This is a genomic window from Thermaerobacter subterraneus DSM 13965, assembly GCF_000183545.2.
Lineage (GTDB): Bacteria > Bacillota > Sulfobacillia > Thermaerobacterales > Thermaerobacteraceae > Thermaerobacter > Thermaerobacter subterraneus.
Genome location: NZ_JH976535.1, coordinates 948,258 through 969,957 on the forward strand (window position 1 = coordinate 948,258; position 21,700 = coordinate 969,957).

At 69.6% G+C, this 21,700-nt stretch carries 15 protein-coding genes; 5 read left to right on the top strand and 10 right to left on the bottom strand.

Annotated elements, in window-relative coordinates:
• Positions 1–83: 83 nt before the first annotated feature.
• The 7 genes from acnA to THESUDRAFT_RS12120 all read right to left on the bottom strand — a co-directional run bounded on the left by acnA (position 84) and on the right by THESUDRAFT_RS12120 (position 10,223).
• Positions 84–2,897: an aconitate hydratase gene (acnA, locus tag THESUDRAFT_RS04010; protein WP_006903443.1), complete on the bottom strand. Its 2,814-nt coding sequence runs from the start codon at positions 2,895–2,897 to the stop codon at positions 84–86.
• A gap of 189 nt (positions 2,898–3,086) precedes the next feature.
• Positions 3,087–4,577 (bottom strand): NADP-dependent isocitrate dehydrogenase, encoded by a 1,491-nt coding sequence (locus THESUDRAFT_RS04015; RefSeq protein ID WP_006903444.1) that lies wholly within the window; start codon positions 4,575–4,577, stop codon positions 3,087–3,089.
• Between the two features lie 150 nt (positions 4,578–4,727).
• Positions 4,728–6,611 carry a cbb3-type cytochrome c oxidase subunit I gene (locus THESUDRAFT_RS04020; RefSeq protein WP_006903445.1) on the bottom strand — a complete coding sequence of 628 codons (1,884 nt, stop codon included), beginning with the start codon at positions 6,609–6,611 and terminating at the stop codon, positions 4,728–4,730.
• A gap of 16 nt (positions 6,612–6,627) precedes the next feature.
• Positions 6,628–7,212, bottom strand: a complete 585-nt coding sequence (locus THESUDRAFT_RS04025) for a cytochrome (RefSeq protein ID WP_006903446.1) — start codon at positions 7,210–7,212, stop codon at positions 6,628–6,630.
• A gap of 156 nt (positions 7,213–7,368) precedes the next feature.
• On the bottom strand, positions 7,369–7,545 hold the full coding sequence (locus tag THESUDRAFT_RS13670) for a hypothetical protein (protein WP_006903447.1): 177 nt from the start codon (positions 7,543–7,545) through the stop codon (positions 7,369–7,371).
• 4 nt (positions 7,546–7,549) lie between these two features.
• Positions 7,550–8,416 carry a heme o synthase gene (gene cyoE / locus THESUDRAFT_RS04030; protein WP_040826258.1) on the bottom strand — a complete coding sequence of 289 codons (867 nt, stop codon included), beginning with the start codon at positions 8,414–8,416 and terminating at the stop codon, positions 7,550–7,552.
• Positions 8,417–8,864: 448 nt separating this feature from the next.
• Entirely contained in the window at positions 8,865–10,223 is a 1,359-nt protein-coding gene (locus tag THESUDRAFT_RS12120; RefSeq protein WP_006903449.1) for an MFS transporter, read from the bottom strand.
• A 356-nt stretch (positions 10,224–10,579) separates the two neighbouring features.
• Here THESUDRAFT_RS12120 and THESUDRAFT_RS04045 point away from each other — a divergent pair, with 356 nt between their 5' ends.
• Positions 10,580–11,122: a hypothetical protein gene (locus THESUDRAFT_RS04045; protein WP_242823232.1), complete on the top strand. Its 543-nt coding sequence runs from the start codon at positions 10,580–10,582 to the stop codon at positions 11,120–11,122.
• A gap of 91 nt (positions 11,123–11,213) precedes the next feature.
• Here the strand turns inward: THESUDRAFT_RS04045 and THESUDRAFT_RS04050 are convergent, their stop codons facing one another.
• Positions 11,214–11,486 carry a DUF3243 family protein gene (locus THESUDRAFT_RS04050; RefSeq protein WP_006903451.1) on the bottom strand — a complete coding sequence of 91 codons (273 nt, stop codon included), beginning with the start codon at positions 11,484–11,486 and terminating at the stop codon, positions 11,214–11,216.
• Positions 11,487–11,892: 406 nt separating this feature from the next.
• Between THESUDRAFT_RS04050 and THESUDRAFT_RS13265 the strand changes: the two genes are divergently transcribed.
• Positions 11,893–12,030, top strand: coding sequence for a hypothetical protein (locus THESUDRAFT_RS13265; protein WP_156821712.1), 138 nt, complete (start codon positions 11,893–11,895; stop codon positions 12,028–12,030).
• Here the strand turns inward: THESUDRAFT_RS13265 and THESUDRAFT_RS04055 are convergent.
• Positions 12,009–12,194, bottom strand: coding sequence for a hypothetical protein (locus tag THESUDRAFT_RS04055; protein ID WP_006903453.1), 186 nt, complete (start codon positions 12,192–12,194; stop codon positions 12,009–12,011). The genes THESUDRAFT_RS13265 and THESUDRAFT_RS04055 overlap by 22 nt on opposite strands.
• Before the next feature lie 190 nt (positions 12,195–12,384).
• Here THESUDRAFT_RS04055 and THESUDRAFT_RS04060 point away from each other — a divergent pair, with 190 nt between their 5' ends.
• Positions 12,385–13,983, top strand: coding sequence for an IS200/IS605 family accessory protein TnpB-related protein (locus THESUDRAFT_RS04060; RefSeq protein WP_006903454.1), 1,599 nt, complete (start codon positions 12,385–12,387; stop codon positions 13,981–13,983).
• A gap of 10 nt (positions 13,984–13,993) precedes the next feature.
• On the opposite strand, the gene THESUDRAFT_RS12125 is transcribed toward THESUDRAFT_RS04060, so the two are convergent.
• On the bottom strand, positions 13,994–15,094 hold the full coding sequence (locus THESUDRAFT_RS12125) for an MFS transporter (protein WP_006903455.1): 1,101 nt from the start codon (positions 15,092–15,094) through the stop codon (positions 13,994–13,996).
• A gap of 130 nt (positions 15,095–15,224) precedes the next feature.
• On the opposite strand from THESUDRAFT_RS12125, the gene THESUDRAFT_RS04070 reads away from it, so the two are divergent.
• Positions 15,225–18,839, top strand: coding sequence for a helicase-related protein (locus tag THESUDRAFT_RS04070; RefSeq protein WP_242823347.1), 3,615 nt, complete (start codon positions 15,225–15,227; stop codon positions 18,837–18,839).
• Positions 18,840–18,841: 2 nt separating this feature from the next.
• Positions 18,842–21,682, top strand: coding sequence for a DUF1156 domain-containing protein (locus tag THESUDRAFT_RS04075; RefSeq protein ID WP_006903457.1), 2,841 nt, complete (start codon positions 18,842–18,844; stop codon positions 21,680–21,682).
• The last annotated feature ends 18 nt before the right edge of the window (positions 21,683–21,700 follow it).

Below are 21,700 nucleotides of genomic sequence, written 5' to 3' on the forward strand. Positions count from 1 at the left end.
GCCGCGGGGCGGCCCTCCCTGGAGCCGCCCCGCCGGTCATCTCGCATACCCTCTCGCCTTGCTGTCGCCCCGCCCAGGCACCGTCACGCCGCCCGCATGATCTGCCGCAGCACCTTCTGCAGGATGCCGCCGTGCCGGTAGTACTCCACCTCGATGGGCGTGTCCAGCCGGCACAGCACCTCGAAGCGCACCTCGCTGCCGTCGTCGCGGCGGGCCGTCACCTGCAGGCGCTTGCGCGGCGCGAGGCCTTCGCCGATGCCGGTGATGGAGTACTCCTCGGTGCCGGTCAGCCCCAGGCTCGCCGCGTTCTGCCCGTCGACGAACTGCAGCGGCAGCACGCCCATGCCCACCAGGTTGCTCCGGTGGATCCGCTCGAAGCTCTCGGCGATCACCGCCTTGACGCCCAGCAGGTAGGTGCCCTTGGCCGCCCAGTCGCGGGAGCTGCCGGTGCCGTACTCCTTGCCGCCGATGACGATCAGCGGCGTGCCCTCCTGCTGGTAGCGCATGGCGGCGTCGTAGATGGTCATCTTCTGGCCGCTGGGGATGTGCAGGGTCCAGCCGCCCTCGGTGCCGGGGACCAGCTGGTTGCGCAGCCGGATGTTGGCGAAGGTGCCCCGCATCATCACCTCGTGGTTGCCGCGGCGCGAGCCGTAGGTGTTGAACTCCTCCCACTTGACGCCGCGCTCCAGGAGGTACTGGCCCGCCGGGCTGTTCTTGGGGATCGAGCCCGCCGGCGAGATGTGGTCGGTGGTGATGGAGTCGCCCAGGAGGGCCAGCACCCGGGCCCGGACGATGTCCTCCGGCCGGCCGGGTTCGTCCCCCATGTCCTTGAAGAAGGGCGGCTCCTGGATGTAGGTCGAGGCCGGATCCCAGTTGTACAGGTCGCCCTCGGGCGCGGGCAGCTGGCGCCACTGCTCGGGGCCCTCGAAGACCCGGGCGTACTCCTTCTTGAACAGCTCGGGCCGCACCACCTGGCGGATGGTCGCCTGGATCTCCTCCTGGGTGGGCCAGATGTCCCGCAGGTAGACGGGCCGCCCGTTGGGGTCATAGCCCAGGGGGTCTTCCAGCAGGTTGATGTCCACCGTGCCGGCCAGGGCGTAGGCCACCACCAGGGGCGGCGAGGCCAGGTAGTTGGCCTTGACCAGCGGGTTGATGCGGCCCTCGAAGTTGCGGTTGCCGCTGAGCACGGCCGCCGCCACCAAGTCGTTCTCGGTGATGGCCTGGGCCACGTCTTCGGGCAGGGCGCCGCTGTTGCCGATGCAGGTGGTGCAGCCGTAACCCACCACGTGGAAGCGCAGCGCCTCGAGATACGGCAGCAGCCCCGCCTCCCGCAGGTAGTCGGTCACCACCCGGGAGCCCGGCGCCAGGCTGGTCTTGACGTAGGGCTTGACCGTCAGGCCCCGCTCCACCGCCTTCTTGGCCAGCAGGCCCGCCGCCAGCATCACCGAGGGGTTGGAGGTGTTGGTGCAGCTGGTGATGGCGGCGATGACCACCGAGCCGTGGGTGAGCTCGGTGGTGGTCCTGGGCCGGGTCAGCACCGCCACGCCGCCGCCCTCGCCGGACGAACCGGCATGGGCCGCTCCGGCTCCCGCGCCGTCCCCGCCGGCCGCGGCCGCACCCGCCCGGGCGGCCTCGCGCCCCGGCTCGGCGCCCGGCCGGAAGGGCACCGAGGTGTCGCTGGGCTTCTTGCCGAAGGTGGCCAGCGCCTCGCGGAAGGCGCGGCCCGCCTCCCGCAGCGGCACCCGGTCCTGGGGCCGCCGCGGCCCGGCCAGGCTGGGCTCCACGTCGCCCAGGTCGAGTTCCAGCACGTCGCTGTAGACGGGGTCGGGCGTCTGGTCGGTGCGGTAGAGGCCCTGCTCCTTGCAGTACCGCTCCACCAGGGCGATGTGCTCCTCGTCCCGGCCCGTCAGGCGCAGGTAGCCCAGGGTCTCCCTGTCCACGGGGAAGAACCCGCAGGTGGCGCCGTACTCGGGGGCCATGTTGCCGATGGTGGCCCGGTCCGCCAGGGGCAGGTTGGAGAGCCCCGGCCCGAAGAACTCGACGAACTTGCCCACCACGCCCTTCTTGCGCAGCATCTGGGTGACGGTGAGCACCAGGTCGGTGGCGGTGGCGCCCTCGGGCAGCTGGCCCGTCAGGCGGAAGCCCACCACCTCGGGCACCTGCATGAAGTAGGGCTGGCCCAGCATCACCGCCTCGGCCTCGATGCCGCCCACGCCCCAGCCCAGCACCCCCATGCCGTTGACCATGGTGGTGTGGGAGTCGGTGCCCACCAGGGTGTCGGGGTAGGCCCGCACCTCGCCGTGTTCTTCCCGGCGGTGGACCACCTTGGCCAAATACTCCAGGTTCACCTGGTGGACGATGCCCGTCCCCGGCGGCACCACGCGGAAGTTGTCGAAGGCGTTCTGCGCCCAGCGGAGCAGGGTGTAGCGCTCGCGGTTGCGCTCGAACTCCTTCTCCACGTTGTAGAAGAAGGCATACTGGGTGCCGAAGGCGTCGACAATTACCGAGTGGTCGATGACCAGATCCGCCGGCACCAGCGGGTTGATCCGCTTGGGGTCGCCCCCCATGCGGGCCACGGCGCTGCGCATGGCGGCCAGGTCGACCACCGCCGGCACGCCGGTGAAGTCCTGGAGCAGCACCCGGGAGGGCATCCAGCCGATCTCCCGCCCGTCGGGCTTGGGCTGCCAGCGGGCCAGGGCCAGGACGTCGTCCTCGGTGACGGTCTCGCCGTCCAGGTTGCGCAGCAGGTTCTCCAGCAGGATGCGGATGGTGAAAGGCAGGCGATCCAGGTCGACGCCGGCCGCCTCGGCCAGCCTGGGCAGGCTGTAGATCACCACGGGGCCGCCCGGCGTCTCCAGGGTGGTGCGCACGCCAAACGGGTCGCGTCGCTCGGCCATCCGTCGTCCCCCTCTCTGGGGCCATTGTAACGCTTTTTCTGCCCGGCCAGGACCTGCCGGTCCCATCCCGGGTCGCAAAAAGGCGGGGGCCCGGCAACCACCGGCCGAGCCCCCCGAACGTCTGATATCCCACAAGAGCTATCGATGCCTTTTCGCCCCCCGGCGCCGCCGTGCCGCCGGCAGGCCCCCTCAGTCCTCGCCCTGCGCCTTGGTGAACCCCGGCTCGCCGTCGAACTCCTGCAACACCTCGATCTGCATCCAGCGGAAGCGGCTGCCCACCCGCTGGACCAGGTCGACAACGTCCTCCTGGCGCGCCTCGCCGTCGCCCTTGTAGAGGAAGCGACAGCGGTAGTGGTCCACCAGGTCGATCAGCCCGCCCGTGGGCGGGTACACCTGGGTCCCGCGGTTGGAGATCATCTTCAGGCGGAAGGCGCTGCCCTCCGCCAGTTCCTCCAGGGCAGGACCCAGCTGCTCCGGCAAGAGGTCGCTCTCGACGAACACGTCGGCGCCCACGATGCGGCGGCTCCGGGCCTTCACGTAGGCCGGTTCGGGGCTGATCTGGGGCAGCTTGACGGCGCGGTAGGAGCGAACCTGGGCGTTCCGCGGCTTCTGGCCCAGGTTGGCGATGATGGCGTCGGTGTACTCCGTGGTCTTGGCGCCGCGGTCGTAGCCCACGATGTCGCCCGTCAGGACCTTGCCCTCCTCCAGCGTGTAGAGGACGGCGTTCTCGATCAGCTCGGCCACGGCGAACTCCTCGATGTAGCGCAGCATCATCACCGCCGAGAGGAGCACCGCCGTGGGGTTGATCACGTTCTTGCCGGCGTACTTGGGGGCGGAGCCGTGGACCGCCTCGAAGATGGCCACCTCGTTGCCGATGTTGGCCGAGGGGGCGAAGCCCAGCCCGCCGACCAGGCCCGAGGTGAGGTCGGAGAGGATGTCCCCGTTCATGTTGGTGGTGACGAGGACGTCAAACTGCTCGGGCCGCTTTACCAGCTGGTGGGCGGCGTTGTCCACGATGATGTGCTGGGCCTCGATGTCCGGATACTCCTGCGCCACCCGTTCGAAGACCCGCTTCATGGTCCCCTCGCTGAGCTTCATGATGTTGGACTTGGTGGCGCAGTGGACCCGCTTTCGCCCTTCGGCCCGGGCCAGCTCGAAGGCGAAGCGGACGATCTTCTCCGATCCCTTGTCGGAGATCAGCTTGAGGGTCTGGGCGACCCCCGGAGTCTGCTGGTGCTCGATGCCGGCGTACAGGTCTTCCACGTTCTCGCGGACGACCACCAGGTCGATGCCCCGGCCCGAATAGGGAGTGGGCACGTTGGGCAGCTCCCGCACCGGCCGCACGTTGGCGTAGGTCTCGAAGAGCTTGCGCAGGGTGACGTTGGCGCTCTTCTCGCCGTAGCCGACAGGGGTCTCCAGGGGCCCCTTGAGGACGATCCGCGACTTGCGGATGGAGTCGATGGTCTCCTGCGGCACGCCGGAGGCAAGGCCCTTCTTAAATACACTGGCCCCCGCTTCTCGGATCTCGAAGACCAGGGGGGCCTTGGCTGCCTCCAGAATCTTTAAGGTCGCGTCGATACACTCCGGGCCGATCCCGTCGCCGGGAATGACGGTGACGAGTTTGCGGCCGTCTTCCGTGACGAAGAGCTTCTTCCCGCTCTCGGTGGTTACGAGTGGCATATCTTCCTCCCCAGGGGCTCCCGTGCCCCTCGACGCGAGTATACCACTGGGCTTGCAAGCCAAGTCAACTTGCGGCCGGACCCGCCGCCCCGGGGGAGGAACCGGCGGGGCCGGCGGCGTAGCCGCCGCCGGCCCCGGGGTTCCGCGAATTCAGCCCACCGGCCACACCTTGTGCAGGTTCGACCAGGCGACCACGTACATCAGGACGAACCAGGCCAGGAAGGCGAAGACCAGCACCACGGTGCCCGGCGCCTCCACCCGGGCCCCGGGAGCCCCGGGCTCCGGGGCCGCCCCGTAGCCGGCCCCCGCGGCCGGGCCCGCCCTGTGGCCCGCCGGGCCCGTGCCGCCCGGCGCACCCTGGGCTTGCCGGCCCTGCTCGCCGCCCGGCCCCTCGGGGCCGGATCCGCCGGTGATGGGCGGGATCGCGCCGGGTGCGGTGGCCGGCAGGGCGATGCGCAGCCCCGCGCCAACCCGGGTGGTGGTGCGGTGGGAGAACAGGGTGCCCAGCATGACCGCCACGAACATCGCCCCGCCCAGCACCGCCAACACGGCGCCCATGCCGACCCCGGCGAGCAGCAGCTGGACCCGGGGATCTTCAAAGACCGTCACCGGGATGGCCGCCTGCTGGTAGGTGATGTCCCACAGGCGCCGCGGCACGCCCAGCTTCCCGGCGGCCATCATGCTTCCGGTCAGGACGGCCAGGCCCAGGGAATAAATGTAGGGCTGCCACCGGGCCAGGCCCGGGAAGGCCAGGGGCCGCTGGCCGATCAGCGGCAGCAGGTAGTAGGCGATGCCCATGAAGGCCACCGTGGTGCCGGCCACCACCGTGGAGTGGAAGTGCCCCGGGACGAACAGGGTGTTGTGCACCAGCATGTTGAGCTGCATCTGGCCCATGATCACGCCCGTCACGCCGCCCACGAAGCCGAACCACAGCACGGACAGGGCCAGGGCGGCGAAGCCGGGCTCGCCCCAGGGCGCCTTGCGCAGCCAGGTGAACAGGCCGCGGTGATGCCCCCGCTCCCGCTGGGCGACCTCCACGGCGCTGGGGATGGAGAAGGCGTGGATCATGCTGCCCACCGTGGCCAGGTACATGAAGTAGCTGGTGTTCATGATGCGGTTGCTGGTGCCCAGCCCGGGGTCGACCAGCAGGTGGTGGATGGAGCCCAGCTGGATGAAGGCCACGTAGAGGAAGAAGGCCAGCCGGCTCAGCCCCTCATGGAGCGGCCGCGCGCCCACCGTCAGGCTGGCCAGGGCATACCACACGCCCACCATGGCGGCCAGGTTGACCTGCTGGGAGCCGTGGCCGAAGCCCCAGAAGAGGAGCCGGTAGACGGCCGGGTCGACCGACGGCAGCCAGCCCATGCTCCACAGGAAGGTCGGGATCAGGGCCAGGGCGCCCGAGACCAGGGTGAAGACCGCCAGCACCGCTGCGGCCAGGAAGGCATAGGTGACCAGGGGCAGGGAGGTCTTCACCAGGCCTTCCGCCCGTGCCCGCAGGACGGTGGCGAAGAACACGCCCACGGCCACCAGCGCCCCCACGGTGAAGACGATGAGCCCCAGGTAGAAGGCCGGGTGGCCCTTCAGGGGCGGGTAGGCGGTGACCATCACGTTGGCTTCGCCGGTGAGCATGGCCGCCTCGGTGACCAGGGCGCCCGCCAGCATGAGCGCGTAGGCGATCCAGCCCGCCCGCGGCGTCACCAGACGGGTATTGAGCAGGACGGCGCTGCCGAAGTACAGGCCCGCCACCTCGAAGAACAGGATCCAGAAGACCAGCATGGTGGTGCCGTGGGCCGTGACGAACCGGTAGAACAGCTCCGCCGGGAGAAGGTGCACCGCCGGCCAGCGGGTCAGGCCGATGAGCAGGGCCAGCAGGCCGCCGAAGGCCAGGAAGACCACCGCCGTGACCGCGTTGACGATGATCAGCGTCTCGGCCTGCCGGTGGACGGCCAAGCCGGTGACCGGGCACGTGCGGAAGCCGGCGGCAGGCCCTGCCGGCGCCGGGGTGCGGGTCGCCACCACGGTGCTTGACGCCATGAGCCATCCCCCCCACCTAGTCGACCACGATGAGCCGGCCGCTCATCAGGTGGTGTCCGACGCCGCAGTACTCGTTGCAGACCACGGCGTACTCGCCGGTCTGCTGGGGCGTCAGCTCGATCACGTAGACGTAGCCGGGCAGGACCTGGAAGTTCAGATTCAGCGGCTGGATGGAGAGGCCGTGCTGAAGGTCGGTGGAGGAGACGTAGAGCCGGTACGTCTCGCCGCGCTTGAGCCGCAGGATCGGCCGCCACTGGTAGGCCATGGCCTCCAGGTAGACCTCGCCTCCCGGCTCCGGTTCCACCACCGGCACGCCGAACTCCTCGCCCACCTGGTGCTCCTTGATGAAGGCCTCGGCCGCGGCTTTAAAGTCGGCCGGCGCCATGCGGTAGCTCTCGATGGGCGTGTTCTGGTGGCCCACGTGGGGCCAGATCCACATCATGGCGAACATCACCAGGGCCCAGATCAGGGCCGCGATGAGCCAGACCCGTTCGATCCGGCCCAGAGGACCCCACCACACCCGCGGGGGCGGTTCGAGGGCCGAGGCGCTTCCCGGACCGGCCACGGCGTGGACCGCCGGGCCACGTTCCGCTGCGTTCATCCCCTTGACCTCCTTTGCGTGCTGCGGCACCGCCGGCGGCTGCCGCCTCCCCTGGGGCGAGGGGGCGCCGCGCCTGTCGCCAGGCTGCCGGCGTTGCCGGTTCCACCGCCCTTGAGCTCACTGCCGCGTCCCGTTGCCGGCTCCGGCCGGGCGCGATCACCGCGGGAACAGGGGCACCTGGGCCAGTTCCATCAGGCCCCACACGATGTAGAGCAGCACCGGGACCATCAGGCCCACGCCGAGCAGGAAGAACTCGTCATCCAGCAGCCGCTGGATCCACGGCACCGGCTCCGGCACCGGGTCCGTCTGCGCCGCCGCGCGCCCTCCGTCCATGGCCTCACCCCCTTCCTGCCAGGGCCAGCGCGAAGACCGCCAGGATCCAGCCCAGGTAGGGGCCGGAAAGCTTGTACAGCCGCCAGGCCAGGCGCTCCCGCCGGCCGGGGCCGGCCAGGGCGACCGCCAGGTTGAGCGCCACCATGACCGCCCCCGCTGCCGCCACTGCCAGGGTGTGCCGGCCCCGGTACCAGCCCCAGAGTGCGGGGATCAGGGAAAGGACCACCAGCGCCAGGGTATTGGCCAGGGTGAGCCAAGCCGCCCGGCGGGGTCCCGCGGTGACGGGCAGCATGGGGATGCCGGCCCGGGCGTACTCGTCCCGGACCACGATGGCCAGGGGCCAGAAATGGGAAGGCGTCCAGAGGAAGAGCCAGGCGAACAGGAGCCACGCTCCGGGACCCGGGGTGCCGGTCTGGGACAGCCACCCGGCCAGCACCATCAGGCTGCCGGCGGTGCCGCCCAGGACGATGTTCCACGCCGTGCGCCGCTTGAGCCAGAGGCTGTAGAGCCCGGCGTAGACGGCGATGCCCGCCAGCAGCACCAGGGCCACGGCGCCGCCCAGCAGCACCGCGGCGGCCGAGACGCCGGCCAGGGACAGGACCGCCCCCACTTCCAGCGCCCGCAGGGGCTCCAGGCGCCCCGCCGGCAGGGGCCGGGCGGCGGTGCGGTCCATGCGCCTGTCCACGTCCCGGTCTACGAAGTGGTTGAACGCCGCCGCCCCGGCGGCGGCCATGCCGCCGGCCAGGGCGAAGCCGGCGAGCCGGGCCGGATCGGGCTGCCCGCCAGCCCCGGCGTACCCCGCCAGCACCCCCGACAGGACCAGCATCAGGACGATGCGCGGCTTGGTGAGGATGACCAGGTCCAGCATCATCCGGACCTTATCCGTGGGGGCAAGGGCCCGGCACGGAGAACAGCCGTATGGCGTGGCGCCCGGAACCGGAGCCCGCCGGGACGGCAGCACCGGAGCCGTCCTCGGGGCCGCTTGTGGCGGGGCGCCTGCGGCGTCCGTGGTGCTTCCCGTCATGGCGCGTCCCCCCTTGTCCCCGGGGTCGGGCGTCCTTCCCCTGGGCGGGACTTCCAGGATCCACGCTAGGGAGGGGACGGGGAGGCGCCGTGTGACGAAGATCACACGAAAACCGTAAATAAGGTGAGTTAAAGGGCAAGATCCGGCGGAGGAGGGGCGCTTTAAGTCTTTATTGAGTTGAAAGGTAAACTGGGTCTTGGCGCGTGGAACGGGCCCCTGCAGGGAAGCCAGGTAGGGAGGCCCGGGTAGCGAAGCCCAACTGCAGGCCGGTTCGGCGGCGGCGAGGCGAGAGGATTCAGCGAAGTCCCAGGGGGCGACCGCTGGCCGGGGGACCTTGCCCGTCTTGACCGGCCGCGGCGGCCGGGCTAGCTTGTCCCGTCAGGGCTCGCCCCGTCCAGGCGAGAAGAACCGCCAGGATGCCGACCGCAGCGGTCCCGGCCAGGAAGGTCCAGGTGGGATGGCCCAGCGCCCCCGCCGCGGCGGAACCGGCCACGACGGCCACCGAAAAGCACGCATAGAACAGCCCGAAGGCCCGGCCCCGCTGCCCCCGGCCCGTGGCATCGACCACCAGGGCCGCAGCCGCGGGGAACACCAGGGCAAAGCCGGTGCCAAAGACCACCATGGCCAGCGCCAGGCCGGGCAGGGAACCGAAGGCGGCCAGGCCCGCCAGGGCCGCCGCCACGGCCAGCAGGCCCGCCAGCAGCGGCCGAACCCGCCCCCAGCGGTCGGACAGGCGGCTGGCGGGGGAGAGGAAGAGGGCGATGGCGGTAAGCCCAAACAGGCTGAGCAACATCCCCGTGGCGGCAGGGCCAGCGCTCAGGGCGGCCACCTTGGCGGGGAGGGTGTACACCAGGAGCCCCAGGGCGAACATCAGGGCCAGGGCCCCCAGGTAGGCTAGGCGCAGGGCTGTGTTCCTCCACAGGGGGGTCGTGCGGGGCGCCGCCGGGGCGCCGGGCTCGGGAGCGCGCCGCCCGCCCGGGGCTGGGGAGCGGGCCGGGGAAGGGGATGAACCCTGCGGGGCCTGAGCGGCGGCCAGGGCCGGGTTGCCGTACGCCGCCATGTCACCCCCGCCGGCGGCCAAGCCGGTCCGGCGGGCAGGCCCGTGGGAGGCCGCGACCTCCTCGTCCCGGACCCAACGGGCCACGACCATGGTCACCAGGAACAGCAGCGCTGCGGTGGTGGCGAACACCCAGCCCGGACCCAGGCGCTGAGCCAGCAGGCCCCCGTAAGCCGGGCCCACCACCGAAGCCAGGCCGATGGCGGCACCGGCACCGGCCATGATCTGCCCCCGGTGGGTGCTCTCACCGTGGTCCCCCAGGAGAGCAAAGGCCGCCGGCGTCACCAGGCCTGCACCAAAGCCATGCACCAGCCGGGCCAGCGCCAGCTGGGCGGCCGTTTCCGCCGGGGCGTAGGCGCCGGCGCCCAGGGCCGCCAGCGCCAGACCCAGCACCAGCACGCCCTTGCGTCGCCCCCCATCCAGCCAGCGGCCGGCGGCCAGGTTCCCAGTCAGATTGGTCAGGGAATAGGCCCCTACGATGAGTCCCGCCAGGAAAGAAGGGACCCCCAGCCGGTGGGCATAGGGGGCGATCAGAGGCATCTGGGAGAACTGGTCGAAGAAGGCAGCCATGACGGCCACATAAAGCAACCGGTGCATGACGGTTCGCTCCCCGGGCCGGGCTCCGGCATCCCGCGTACGGGCCTGGCACTACGAGTGTAGTCGTGCCGGCGGCCCTGCAGCAACGGCCGAACCGGGCTGGTCTCATTCCGGTGGGTGTACACTGCGCTGGTGCACTCCTCCGGTGCACTGAACTGCGTCAAGGAAATGTAGCTTTGGCGTCACGAAACATGTAGCCTTGGTGTAAATGGCAAGACATGGATGGGCATCCACAATGGACGAGGGGCCTCGCGCCGCACCCTGGGAACACCGGGCAGGACCCCTGCGGGAAGGAGCCCTGCACAGGAGCCTGGGAACCCCGAGTCGGGCGAGCTCCCGGAACCACAGTCGGGGGGATGGCGAAGGTGAGGCGGGTGGTCGCAACGGTGCTGGTCGCGGTGGGGTCTATGGTCCTGGCCGGCGTGGGGTCCGCGTCCCGCGCTTCGGAGCCGTGGTGGTTTGACCTGCCTCCCGGCGAGAAGCGGGAGATGGCGGCCCGGGAAGACGTCTACAGGCGTTCTTCTCCCCCGGCACCCAAGGACCAGGTGGGGGCGCGGGAGGCCGTGCAACAGGGTGACCCCGCAAGACCGGCGGGCATCATCGAATCGGGCGAGTATCCGGATCCCACGGTGGTGATCCAGAACCGCTGGCAGGGCCCCGCCGGGGACGGCCATATGGCGGTCTTCGCCGGTGCCTACCGCGACCGGCCGGAGCAGGGCCTGGTGATCGTCCACTGGTACGATGACCAGTGGCGGTTCGTCAGGGGGAGGCCGGTGGAATCGCCCCGTGCGCAGGGCAGCCTGCGGATCACCGGCGCCGGGGACGGGGTCTTGATCCTGCGGGCCGGCTCGGGTGATGAACTGCGCTTTGACCTGGCTACGGCCACGTTCGTGGATTGATCCCCCTTGCTACAGCGGCGGGTCGCAACGGCAGCGGGGCCGGTGCCCCAGGCGGCACCGGCCCCGCGGGTGAGGGGAGGGGGCTAGGAGGCTACCTGGCCACGTTGCGGCCGACGGTGCGGTCGGCCAGCTTGATCAAAGCCGAGGCGATCTGCGCCTGCTCCTGATTGCTGGCGTTCTGCCACATCTCCTTCAAGAGCCGCTGCTCGGCGCTGCGCGGCTCCGCTTCCCGCGCCAGCCAGTCGCCGACCTCCGTCACCACGCCGGTAATGCCCTCGCTGGACATCCCCAGGTTCTCCATGGTGCGGACCTTGTCGGCCAGGACGGTCAGTTGCTGGCGGAAGACCTCGCTGAATTCCGGCACCGGTGATTCCTCCCTTCGCCGATGTCTAAGGTGTCACCGGCACCGCAGCGGTATGCGAGGGGCGGGCGGCGGCGCGCCTCGTACCCGGGCCTCCCGGGCGGCCCGGCCGCCTTGTCTCCCTCATAAAGGCCATGGGAGGCGGGAACCCCATTTCGGGGGTCACGTACCGTCCATGGCAGGAGGTGACATCTTGAGGCCCACGGACGGTGGGTTCCGCCACCAGACCGGTTTTCAGCGGGGCGCGGAACCGGCACCGGGTACGGGCGGGCAGGTACCAGCTGCAGGCGCATCCGGGATGCGGGCAGCCGGCAACCCGGGGCCTATACCCCGGCCGGTGCCTGCGCCAGCTGGGGCGCAGCCGCCGGCCCACGATGGACCCGGTGGTCAGGGGCCGACGCGCGAGGCGATGCAGGAGAAGATGGCCCACCAGTTCGGCTTCGACAGCTGGGAGGCATTCCGCGCCGCCGCCGAGCGGCGCCTGGGCAAGGCGGTGGTGCGCCGGCTGGAGAGAGAACTGGCCCGCTACCCGCGGGCGGGCTCGTAGGGGCCGCCCCGGGCCGGGATCCACCGGATGAAGAGCAGGAGGCCCGCGGCCGGCACCAGCAGCGCCAGGGCCAGCTCCCGCAGCATGGCGCTCCCCAGCGGCCCGCCCAGCAGGATCCCGAGCAGGCTGCTGGAGAGGATGCTGCCGATGTAGCGGCAGGTCATGTAGAGCCCCGAGGCGGCCCCCGTTTCCTCTCTGCCCGGGGTTCGTAGCTGCTTACCATTCCATCATCATCTGTTATCAGCCGTAGGCGAACCTTCCGCATAACGGTTCTCCCACTTCCGACCTGTCCCCTATTCGGCTTGTGGATGGAACATATGTTTGGTATCCTGGGAAGGGAGGATGATCGGGCCGATGCAGGCGACCTTCCAGACGAAGATCCATGACCGGTCGGTTTACCCGGCCCTGGACGCCCTCGCCGCCCTGTACGGTCGCCTGCTGCGCCGGTTGTTCGTCGATCTCTACGTGCGGAAGCGTCCCCTTGTCGAATGCAAGCGGGAGTCCATTGCCCGCGACGGCATCACAGCCCGCTACTTCAACGCGCTGGCCACCGAACTGAAGGCCAAGGTGAAGGCGGCGGAGGAAGCCCATCGGCACCATCTGGCGCACCTGCGCGGGCAGATCCAATCCACCGAACGCGCGATCGCCAAGCTCCACAAGCAGGAGAAAGCCTTGGCCTCGGGCAAGGGGCGCTGGGCGACCCTTGCCCCCCAAGAGAGGGCGGCGCGCCGGCGTCGGATCCGGTTTCGGCTGCACCAGAAGAAGCGGCGGCTGGCGATGCTGCGCGCCCGCCTGGCAGCGGCGGAAGCGCGGACGGGATCGCCGCCGATTTGTTTTGGCTCGCGGCGTTTGTTCCACCGGCAGTTCCACCTGGAGGCGAATGGGTTCGCTTCCCACGACGCATGGCGCAAGGCATGGCGCGATGCCCGCAGCCAAAGCTTCTTCTGCCTCGGCTCCAAAGACGAGAGGAGCGGCAACCAGACGTGTTCGCTCTTGGGCGACCGCTTGCGCCTTCGGTTGCCCAACGCCCTGGCCGGCCGCTTTGGACGGCATGTTTGGCTGCACGGCGTCCGTTTCCCCTATGGGCAGGATGTCATCCTGGCGGCCCTCGCGTCTGGGCAAGCGATTTCCTACCGCTTTGTCCGGAAGAACGGCGCCTGGTACGTCTTCGCCACCACCGAACGGCCCGCGGCCCCGATCACGACATCGCGAAGGGCGGGGGCCCTTGGTGCCGATCTGAACCCCGACCGGCTGGCCGTGGCGGAGGTCGACCGCTTCGGCAACCCGGTGGCGGCGCGCGACATGCGACTTCCGCTCCAAGGCAAGCGCCGGGAGCAGGTGAAGGCCATCCTGGGCGAGGTGGTGGCGGACCTGGTGGCATGGGCAAAGGGCGCCGGCAAGCCCATCGTGGTGGAGCGGCTGGATTTTCGGGAGAAGAAGGCTCGTCTTCGAGAAGAGGGCGATCGGTACGCCCGGATGCTGTCCGCCTTTGCCTACGGCGCGTTCATGACCCTGCTGCTCTCCCGGGCCGCCCGGGAAGGCGTGGAAGTGATCCGGGTCAACCCGGCCTTCACCAGCGTGATTGGCAAGGTCAAGTTTATGGCCCGGTACGGACTGTCGCCCCACGCCGCCGCGGCGGTGGCGATCGCCCGCCGGGGCCTGGGTTTGGGCGAGCGCTTGCGCTCCGGAACCGCCCGCCCTCTACCCGCGAGGAATCGAGGGCGGCACGTCTGGAGCGATTGGCGGCGCATCGCCCCGTCGGTGCGCGGCCAGCGGGCGCACCGGCTCTATGAGCGGTCCTCCGAGGACGCCCCAGGTCGGGGGGAACCCCGATCCACCCGGGCACCGGCGGCCTCAAGGCCGCACGGCCCCGGGTGCGATGGTCTGGCTTGGGGTCCGGGGTGCGATCCCCCGGCGCGAATCGTCGGGAGCACCGTTCGCCCGGCGTCATAGGCGGATGCAATCAATGCCTATGTTTTGAGGAACGGTCTAGGTGGCGGACCTCCTCGAAGTAGGCCGGCATGCCGAAGAAGATCGTGTAGAAGGCGAGGTTGGAGGGCTCCCCGCCCGCCGCCTTGACCCTCCCTTCCCGGCGCGCCAGGGCCAGACCCAGGGCGACGGCCACGGGCACCGCCCACCAGGCGGGGCGAGGCTCGGACAGGGAGAGCAGCGCCGCCAGCCCGGCCAAGACGGTTCCACCGAAGAGCATCATGCCCGGCAGGTCGAGCCCGCCGGCCCCTTCCGCCGCCCGGGCCCGTTCCACCGCCCGGACCCCCCGGGAGGGGGACGAACCCGGCCGCTCGGCGTGCCCGGCCCCGGCGGCGCTGGCCCTGCCCCGGCCCGCGGCGCCGGGCGCGCCACTGGCAACTTCGCGCGCGTCTTGAGCGCCGGGCCCGCCACCGGCGATGCCTGCCGGGGCCCTGCTGGCGGGCCCGTGACCTGCGACCCGACCCGGGCCGGCGCCGGCAGGATCGCCACCGGCGGCTCCGCCGGGCGGAAAGGCCTGGGCCGCCAGCGCCAGGCTGAGGGCCACGGGCAGGTAGTTGACGTAGAACAGCGCCTGCCAGCCGCCGGCCCTGACCAGGAACCCGCCCAGGGAAGGGCCCAGGGCCGCCGAGGTGGAGGCGAACACCGCCAGGATGCCCAGGGCCTGGCCCGTTCGTCCGGTGAAGGCGTCGCGGACCGCGGCCATGCCGGCCGGGTAGAGGGCCGAGCTCCCCAGCGCCTGCAGCACCCGGGCGGCCACCAGGGCCCCCAGGGTCGGGGCGTGGGGCGCCAGGGCAGACGCCGCGGCCACCAGGACGAGCCCGGTGAAGAAGACCCGCCGCCGGCCCAGCCGGTCGGCCACCTTGCCCAGGACCGGCTGGCCCACCGAGCTGGCCAGGTAGAAGGCGGCGATGACCCAGGTGAGCCGCCCGATGGGCACCCGGAAGTCCCGGGCGATGGCGGGCAGCGCCACGGCGATCATCGACGAGTTGAGGGGATTCAAGAGGGCGCCGAAGGCCACGGCGGCCAGCAAAAGGCCGCGGGCGGCCTCCGGCCGGCTTCGTTCCGCCCTTGCCACGTTCCCGATCCACCGTCCCGGATGTTCACGGTCCCCAGGTCATGCTGGGGAGGGAATGGCCTTCCATGGCGAAGTTATTACATCGCCGACATCGCCTGCGAATGCCGCTCGAAAAGGGGCCCAATCCTTGATGCGCCTGGAAGAGATTACCCGGGGAGCTTTGCTTGCGGGCCTCCTGCCCAGCGGGCCCGTCACCGTGATCGACGTGCGCTGGCACGGGTCCAACGTGGTCGAGCTCTTCTACAAGGATGCGTCGGGGCGGCCCGGGACGGAGCTGGTCTTCCGCGACCGGGAGCCCATGCTGGAGATCGTCACGCCGGGCCGGCCCTGGAACCTGGATGCCGACGGGGCGGCCCTGCGCCTGGTCTCCGAGGCCTTGCGCATCTGCCTGGCCCATCTCTTCGACCCGCTGCTGGCGGTGCACACGTCGCTGATCGAACCCCTGCCCCACCAGATCACGGCGGTCTACGGGGAGATGCTGCGCCGGCAGCCGCTGCGCTTCCTCCTGGCGGACGACCCCGGCGCCGGCAAGACCATCATGGCCGGGCTCCTGATCAAGGAGCTGATGCTGCGGGGCGACGTGCACCGGTGCCTGATCGTCTGCCCTGGCAGCCTGGTGGAGCAGTGGCAGGACGAGCTGTCGGCCAAGTTCGACCTGCCCTTCGAGATCCTGACCAACGACCGCATCGAGGCGGCCCGGACCGGCAACGCGCTGGCGGAGATGCCCCTGGTCATCGCCCGCCTGGATAAGCTGGCGCGGGACGAGGTGCTGCAGTCCAAGCTGGCCCGTACCGAGTGGGACCTGGTGGTGGTGGACGAGGCCCACAAGATGTCGGCCTCCTTCTTCAGCGGTGAGATCCGGGAGACCAAGCGGTACAAGCTGGGCAAGCTGCTGGCCTCCGTCACCCGGCACCTCCTGCTGATGACGGCCACGCCCCACAACGGCAAGGAGGAAGACTTCCAGCTCTTCATGGCCCTTTTGGACGGTGACCGCTTCGAGGGGCGGTTCCGGGACGGCGTCCACACCACGGACGTGTCCGACCTCATGCGCCGCATGGTCAAGGAAGACCTGGTCCGCTTCGACGGGACCCCCCTCTTCCCGGAGCGCAAGGCCTATACCGTCGCCTACGAGCTCTCCGACGGCGAGGCAGCCCTTTACAAGGCGGTCACCGACTACGTCCGCCAGGAGTTCAACCGCGCCGATGCCCTGCAGAACGAGGGGCGCAAGGGCACCGTCGGGTTTGCCCTGACCATCCTGCAGCGGCGGCTGGCCTCGTCCCCGGAGGCCATTTACCAGTCCCTGCGCCGGCGCCGCGAACGGCTGGAGCGGCGCCTGCGGGAGGAAGAGGCCTTGCGCCGCGGTGCCGAGGCGCAGCGGCGCCTGGCTCAGCTGGCCCCGGCGGTCGCAGGCGCTGCAGCCGGACGGGGCCCACGCCTAGAATGGTGGGATGAACTGCCGCAACTGGACGCGTCGGAGTGGGCGGACCTGGAGGACGACGCGCCCGCCGGCGAGCTGGAGCAGGTCGAGGAGGCCATCGTCGATCAGGCGACGGCCGCCCAGACCATCGCCGAGCTCCGAGCGGAGATCGAAACCCTCAAAGAGCTTGAAGCCCTGGCCTTACGGGTGCGCCAGAGCGGCACCGACCGCAAGTGGGAGGAGCTCTCCAAGATCCTCCAGGACCGGGAGGTCATGTTCGACGCCCGGGGGCACCGGCGCAAGCTGGTGATCTTCACCGAGCACCGGGACACGGCCCGATACCTGGCCTGGCGGATCCAGACCCTGCTGGGGCGCCCCGAGGCCGTCGTGGTCATCGAGGGCACCATGGGCCGGGAGGAACGCCGCAAGGCGCAGGAGCTCTTTACCCAGGATCCCAACGTGCATGTGCTGGTGGCCACCGACGCCGCCGGCGAGGGGATCAACCTCCAGCGGGCGCATCTCATGGTCAACTACGACCTGCCGTGGAACCCCAACCGGCTGGAGCAGCGGTTCGGCCGCATCCACCGCATCGGCCAGACGGAAGTCTGTCACCTCTGGAATCTGGTGGCCCAGAACACCCGGGAGGGCGAGGTCTACCTGGCCCTGCTGCGCAAGCTGGAGGCGGAGCAGCGGGCCCTGGGCGGGCGCGTCTTTGACGTGCTGGGCAAGGCCATCGACGGGGCGGAGCTGCGCAACTTGATGATCGAGGCCATCCGCTACGGCGACCGGCCCGACGTGCGTGCCCGCCTGAACCAGGTGGTCGCCGTGCGGCTGGACCGGGAGCGGCTGCGCCAGCTGCTGGAGGAGGGGGCCCTGGCCCGCGACACCCTGGACGCCCGCCAGGTCCAGCAGATCCGGGAAGAGATGGAGCGGGCCGAGGCCCGCAGGCTGCAGCCCCACTTCATCGAAGCCTTCTTCCTTGAGGCCTTTCGCCAGCTGGGCGGCGCAGCCCGCCAGCGGGAGCCCCGGCGCTACGAGATCACCCATGTGCCCTCGGTGATCCGGCAGCGGGACCGAGTGATCGGCCGGGGGGCGCCGGTTCTTCCGCGGTATGAGCGCATCTGCTTCGAGAAGGAGCTCATCCGGGTCCCCGGCCGGCCGCCCGCCGCCTTCGTCTGCCCCGGCCACCCCTTGCTGGATGCCACCATCGATGTGATCCTGGAGCGGTACCGCCCGCTGCTGAAGCAGGGGGCGGTGCTGGTGGACGAACGGGACGAGGGGGAGACGCCCCGCTGGCTCTTCTACCTGGAGCACGCCATCCGCGACGGCCGGGTGGACGGCGAGGGCCGCGTGCGGGTGGTCTCGCGGCGCCTGCAGTTCGTCGAGATCGATGCCGACGGTCGCGCCCGCAACGCGGGCTACGCCCCGTACCTGGACTACCGGCCTGTGGCGGAGGAGGAGAAGGCCCTCCTGGCCCCGGAGCTGGAGGCACGGCTGCAGGGGGCGCAGGCCCACGACCTGGAGGCGCAGGCCGTCTCCTACGCCATAGAGAAGTTGGTACCCGCCCACTTCGAGGAGGTCCGGCGGCACAAGGTCGCCCTGGTGGAGAAGACCATGGCCGCCGTCAAGGACCGCCTGACCAAGGAGATCGCCTACTGGGACCACCGGGCCGAGGAACTGCGCCTGCAGGAGCAGGCGGGCAAGGTCAACGCCCGGATCAACTCCGCCAGGGCGCGCCAGCGGGCCGACGAGCTGCAGGCCCGGCTGGAGAAGCGCATGCGGGAGCTGGAGCAGGAGAAGAACCTGGCGGCCCTGCCCCCGGAGGTGCTGGGCTATGCCCTGATCGTGCCCGTGGGCCTGTTGCGGCGGCTGCGGGGGGAGGTGGCTGCGGACGAACCCGGCCTGTTCGCCCGGGAGACGGAAGAGGTCGAGCGCCTGGCCATGGAGGCGGTCCTGGCCATCGAACGTGCTCTCGGATACGAGCCCCGGGATGTGAGCCGGGACCGCTGCGGCTACGACATCGAATCCCGGATCCCCACCCAGCCGGGCCGGCTGCGGTTCATCGAGGTCAAGGGCCGCGTCGCCGGCGCCCGCACGGTGACGGTGACGAAGAACGAAATCCTCACAGCCCTGAACAAGCCGGAGGACTACATCCTGGCTCTGGTTCAGGTGAAGGACGGCCGGGTGCAGGAGGTCCGGTACGTGCGGCGGCCCTTCCGCCGCGAGCCGGACTTCGGGGCGGCCAGCGTGAATTACGATTGGGAGGATTTGTGGGGGCGGGGGGAGACCCCACGGCAAGACATGATCGCTGCTGGTGAGGTGGACTGACCTTGACCCGGAAAAAGCTGATCGAAGTCGCCCTGCCGTTAACCGAGATCAACGACGCTTCGGCCTATGACAAGATGCCGGGGATCGGCCCCCATCCCAAGGGGATCCACCACTGGTGGGCGCGGCTGCCCTTGCCGGTGGCCCGGGCGGTGCTCTTTGCCTCTGTGGTCGACGACCCGTCCAGCCACCCGGACCGCTTCCCCACCGAGGAGGAACAGGCCCGGGAGCGGGAGCGGCTCTTCGGCATCATCCGGAAGATGATGCAGAAGCAGCTTCACAAGCACCCCGAGGTCTACGCCGAGGCCCGGGCCGAGATGCTCAAGCACTGCGACGGGAAACTGCCGCCGGTGCTGGATCCCTTTGCGGGCGGGGGTTCCATCCCGCTGGAGGCTGCGCGCCTGGGGTTCGAGGCCTACGCGGGGGATATCAACCCGGTGGCCGTTCTCCTCAACAAGTGCAACCTGGAGATTGCACCCCGGTGGACGGACCACCCGCCCGTCAATCCGGAAGATCGCGGCAAAGTCGGTGGCAATGCCCGGTGGCGTGGTACAGCCGGTCTCGCAGCGGACGTGCGTTACTACGGGCGGGTGATCCTCGAGCGGGCCCGCGAGAAGATCGGCCACCTCTATCCCCCGGTCAAGGTGACGCCGGAGATGGCCGAGGGACGGCCGGATCTCCAGCCGTACGTGGGCAAGGAACTGCCGGTGATCGCCTGGATCTGGGCGCGGACCGTGCCGAGCCCGAACCCGGCGGCCAGGGGCGCTCAGGTGCCTCTTATGAGTACATTCTGGCTATCCAGCACAAAAGGCAAGGAAGTATATCTTGAACCCGTAATTGACCGTGCAACCTGTACCTGGTACTTCGTTGTGCAAACTGGACGTCCTAAGGATCGCGTTGCAATCACTACAGGGACGAAGATGGCGACTTCTGGGTTCCGATGTATTTTGACCGGTGACCCCATTTCCTTTGTATATATCCGTAAGCAGGCGCAATCTGGTATGATGGCCACTCGTCTTATAGCCATTGTTGCGGACTCGGGGCGTGGCCGACTCTACCTTCCTGCCTATGCGCATCACGAACACGTGGCTAGCATGGCCAACCCCGATGACTACCCGGTGCAGGAAATGCCATCTAAAGCCCTAGGCTTTGTCGTACCAAACTACGGTTTCAGGTACTGGTATGAACTATTCACCCCCCGCCAGCTCACGGCCATGGTGACGCTGTCGGACCTGGTACGGGAAGTGCGGGCGGACGTACGACGAGATGCGGCCGCCGCCGGACTGTCGCACGACGAGGCAGATGCCTACGCCGCTTCAGTGGTAGTTTTTCTTGCACTCGCGCTTGACAGGTGCGCGGATTTTAACAATGCCTTGAGCACGTGGAAACCTAGTGGTCAACAACAGATGCACCTATTTGGCCGCCAAGCCATTCCGATGGTATGGGATTTCGCTGAAGCTAATCTCCTAGGTGAAAAGGCCATTTGCTGGTATAATGCGGTTAATATATGCGCTGATGCCATCGAGACAATTCCTGTTGTCGGAGTTCCAAAATCTCCGGGGCATGTCCGCTCTCTCGACGCTGCTCGGCCGTGGGATCACCTCAAGAACCTCCTCGTCAGCACCGATCCGCCCTACTATGACAACATCGGCTACGCTGCCCTTTCGGACTTCTTCTACGTGTGGCTGCGGCGGACGATCGGCGATCTCTACCCGGCCCTCTTCGCTACCATTCTTGTACCCAAGGAGCCGGAGCTGGTGGCGGCGCCGGAGCGGTTTGGTGGAGACAGGCATGAGGCCAAGGAACACTTCGAGGAGGGCTTCCGCCGGGCCTTCGGGCAACTGCGCGAGAAGATGGACCCGCGGTTTCCCCTCACCGTCTACTATGCCTTCAAGCAGGACGACGAGGAGAGCGGAGCGGGTAACAAAGACGAAGAGACGAACGGTAACCGGGTGGACCGTACCACCGGGTGGGAGACGATGCTGGAGGCTCTGATCGGCACGGGTTTTCAGATCACCGCCACCTGGCCGGTGCGTGCCTCGCAGAAGTGGCGGATGCGGGCCATGGGTTCCAACGCGCTTGCTTCCTACATTGTGCTGGCCTGTCGACCCCGACCCGAGGATGCACCCCAGATTGACCGCCGCGGGTTCATGGCGGAACTCAAGCGTGAGCTACCCGACGCGATCAAGCGGCTCAAACAGGGCAACGTCGCTCCCGTGGACTTGGCCCAGGCCGCCATCGGTCCGGGGATGGCCATCTACTCCCGTTGCAGCCGGGTGTTGGAACCCGACGGCCGGAAGATGACGGTCCGCACTGCGCTGGCCCTGATCAACCAGGTTCTCACCGAAGTGCTTGCCGAACAGGAAGACGACTTCGACAACGAGACCCGCTGGGCCATAGCCTGGTACGAGCAGCACGGGTTCGACGAGGGGGAGTTCGGTGAGGCCGAGCTCCTGTCCAAGGCCAAGGTGACCACCCTATCCGGCCTGGAGCAGGCGGGGATCGTACGGGCCCAGCGCGGCCGTGTCCGCCTGCTGCGGCCGGAGGAGCTCGACCCCAACTGGGACCCCGAGCGCGACAAGGCGCCGACCGTGTGGAGTGCCACCCACCAGCTCCTCCGGGTCTACTATCACGAAGGCGCTGGCGAGGCGGCCACGGCCTGGCTGGTCGCCAGGCTGGGTGGCCGGGCGGAGATGGCCCGGGACCTGGCCTACCGGCTGTTCCGCATCAGCGAGCGCAAGGGCCGGACCCAGGAGTCCCTGGCCTACAACGCCCTGGTTCTGGCCTGGCCCGAGCTGGTCCGGCTGGCGCAAGGCCGCCAGGGCGAGCAGATGACCGTGCTATGATCGGCCGGATGGCGAGTT

Bases quoted from the DNA above. Each gene is read 5' to 3' on its own strand.
- THESUDRAFT_RS04020 (WP_006903445.1), bottom strand. From the start codon at position 6,611: ATGGCGTCAAGCACCGTGGTGGCGACCCGCACCCCGGCGCCGGCAGGG.
- THESUDRAFT_RS04070 (WP_242823347.1), top strand. From the start codon at position 15,225: ATGCGCCTGGAAGAGATTACCCGGGGAGCTTTGCTTGCGGGCCTCCTG.
- THESUDRAFT_RS12120 (WP_006903449.1), bottom strand. From the start codon at position 10,223: ATGCACCGGTTGCTTTATGTGGCCGTCATGGCTGCCTTCTTCGACCAG.
- THESUDRAFT_RS13265 (WP_156821712.1), top strand. From the start codon at position 11,893: ATGCAGGAGAAGATGGCCCACCAGTTCGGCTTCGACAGCTGGGAGGCA.
- cyoE (WP_040826258.1), bottom strand. From the start codon at position 8,416: ATGATGCTGGACCTGGTCATCCTCACCAAGCCGCGCATCGTCCTGATG.
- THESUDRAFT_RS04060 (WP_006903454.1), top strand. From the start codon at position 12,385: ATGCAGGCGACCTTCCAGACGAAGATCCATGACCGGTCGGTTTACCCG.
- THESUDRAFT_RS13670 (WP_006903447.1), bottom strand. From the start codon at position 7,545: ATGGACGGAGGGCGCGCGGCGGCGCAGACGGACCCGGTGCCGGAGCCG.
- THESUDRAFT_RS04055 (WP_006903453.1), bottom strand. From the start codon at position 12,194: ATGACCTGCCGCTACATCGGCAGCATCCTCTCCAGCAGCCTGCTCGGG.
- THESUDRAFT_RS04045 (WP_242823232.1), top strand. From the start codon at position 10,580: ATGGCGAAGGTGAGGCGGGTGGTCGCAACGGTGCTGGTCGCGGTGGGG.
- acnA (WP_006903443.1), bottom strand. From the start codon at position 2,897: ATGGCCGAGCGACGCGACCCGTTTGGCGTGCGCACCACCCTGGAGACG.
- THESUDRAFT_RS04025 (WP_006903446.1), bottom strand. From the start codon at position 7,212: ATGAACGCAGCGGAACGTGGCCCGGCGGTCCACGCCGTGGCCGGTCCG.
- THESUDRAFT_RS04015 (WP_006903444.1), bottom strand. From the start codon at position 4,577: ATGCCACTCGTAACCACCGAGAGCGGGAAGAAGCTCTTCGTCACGGAA.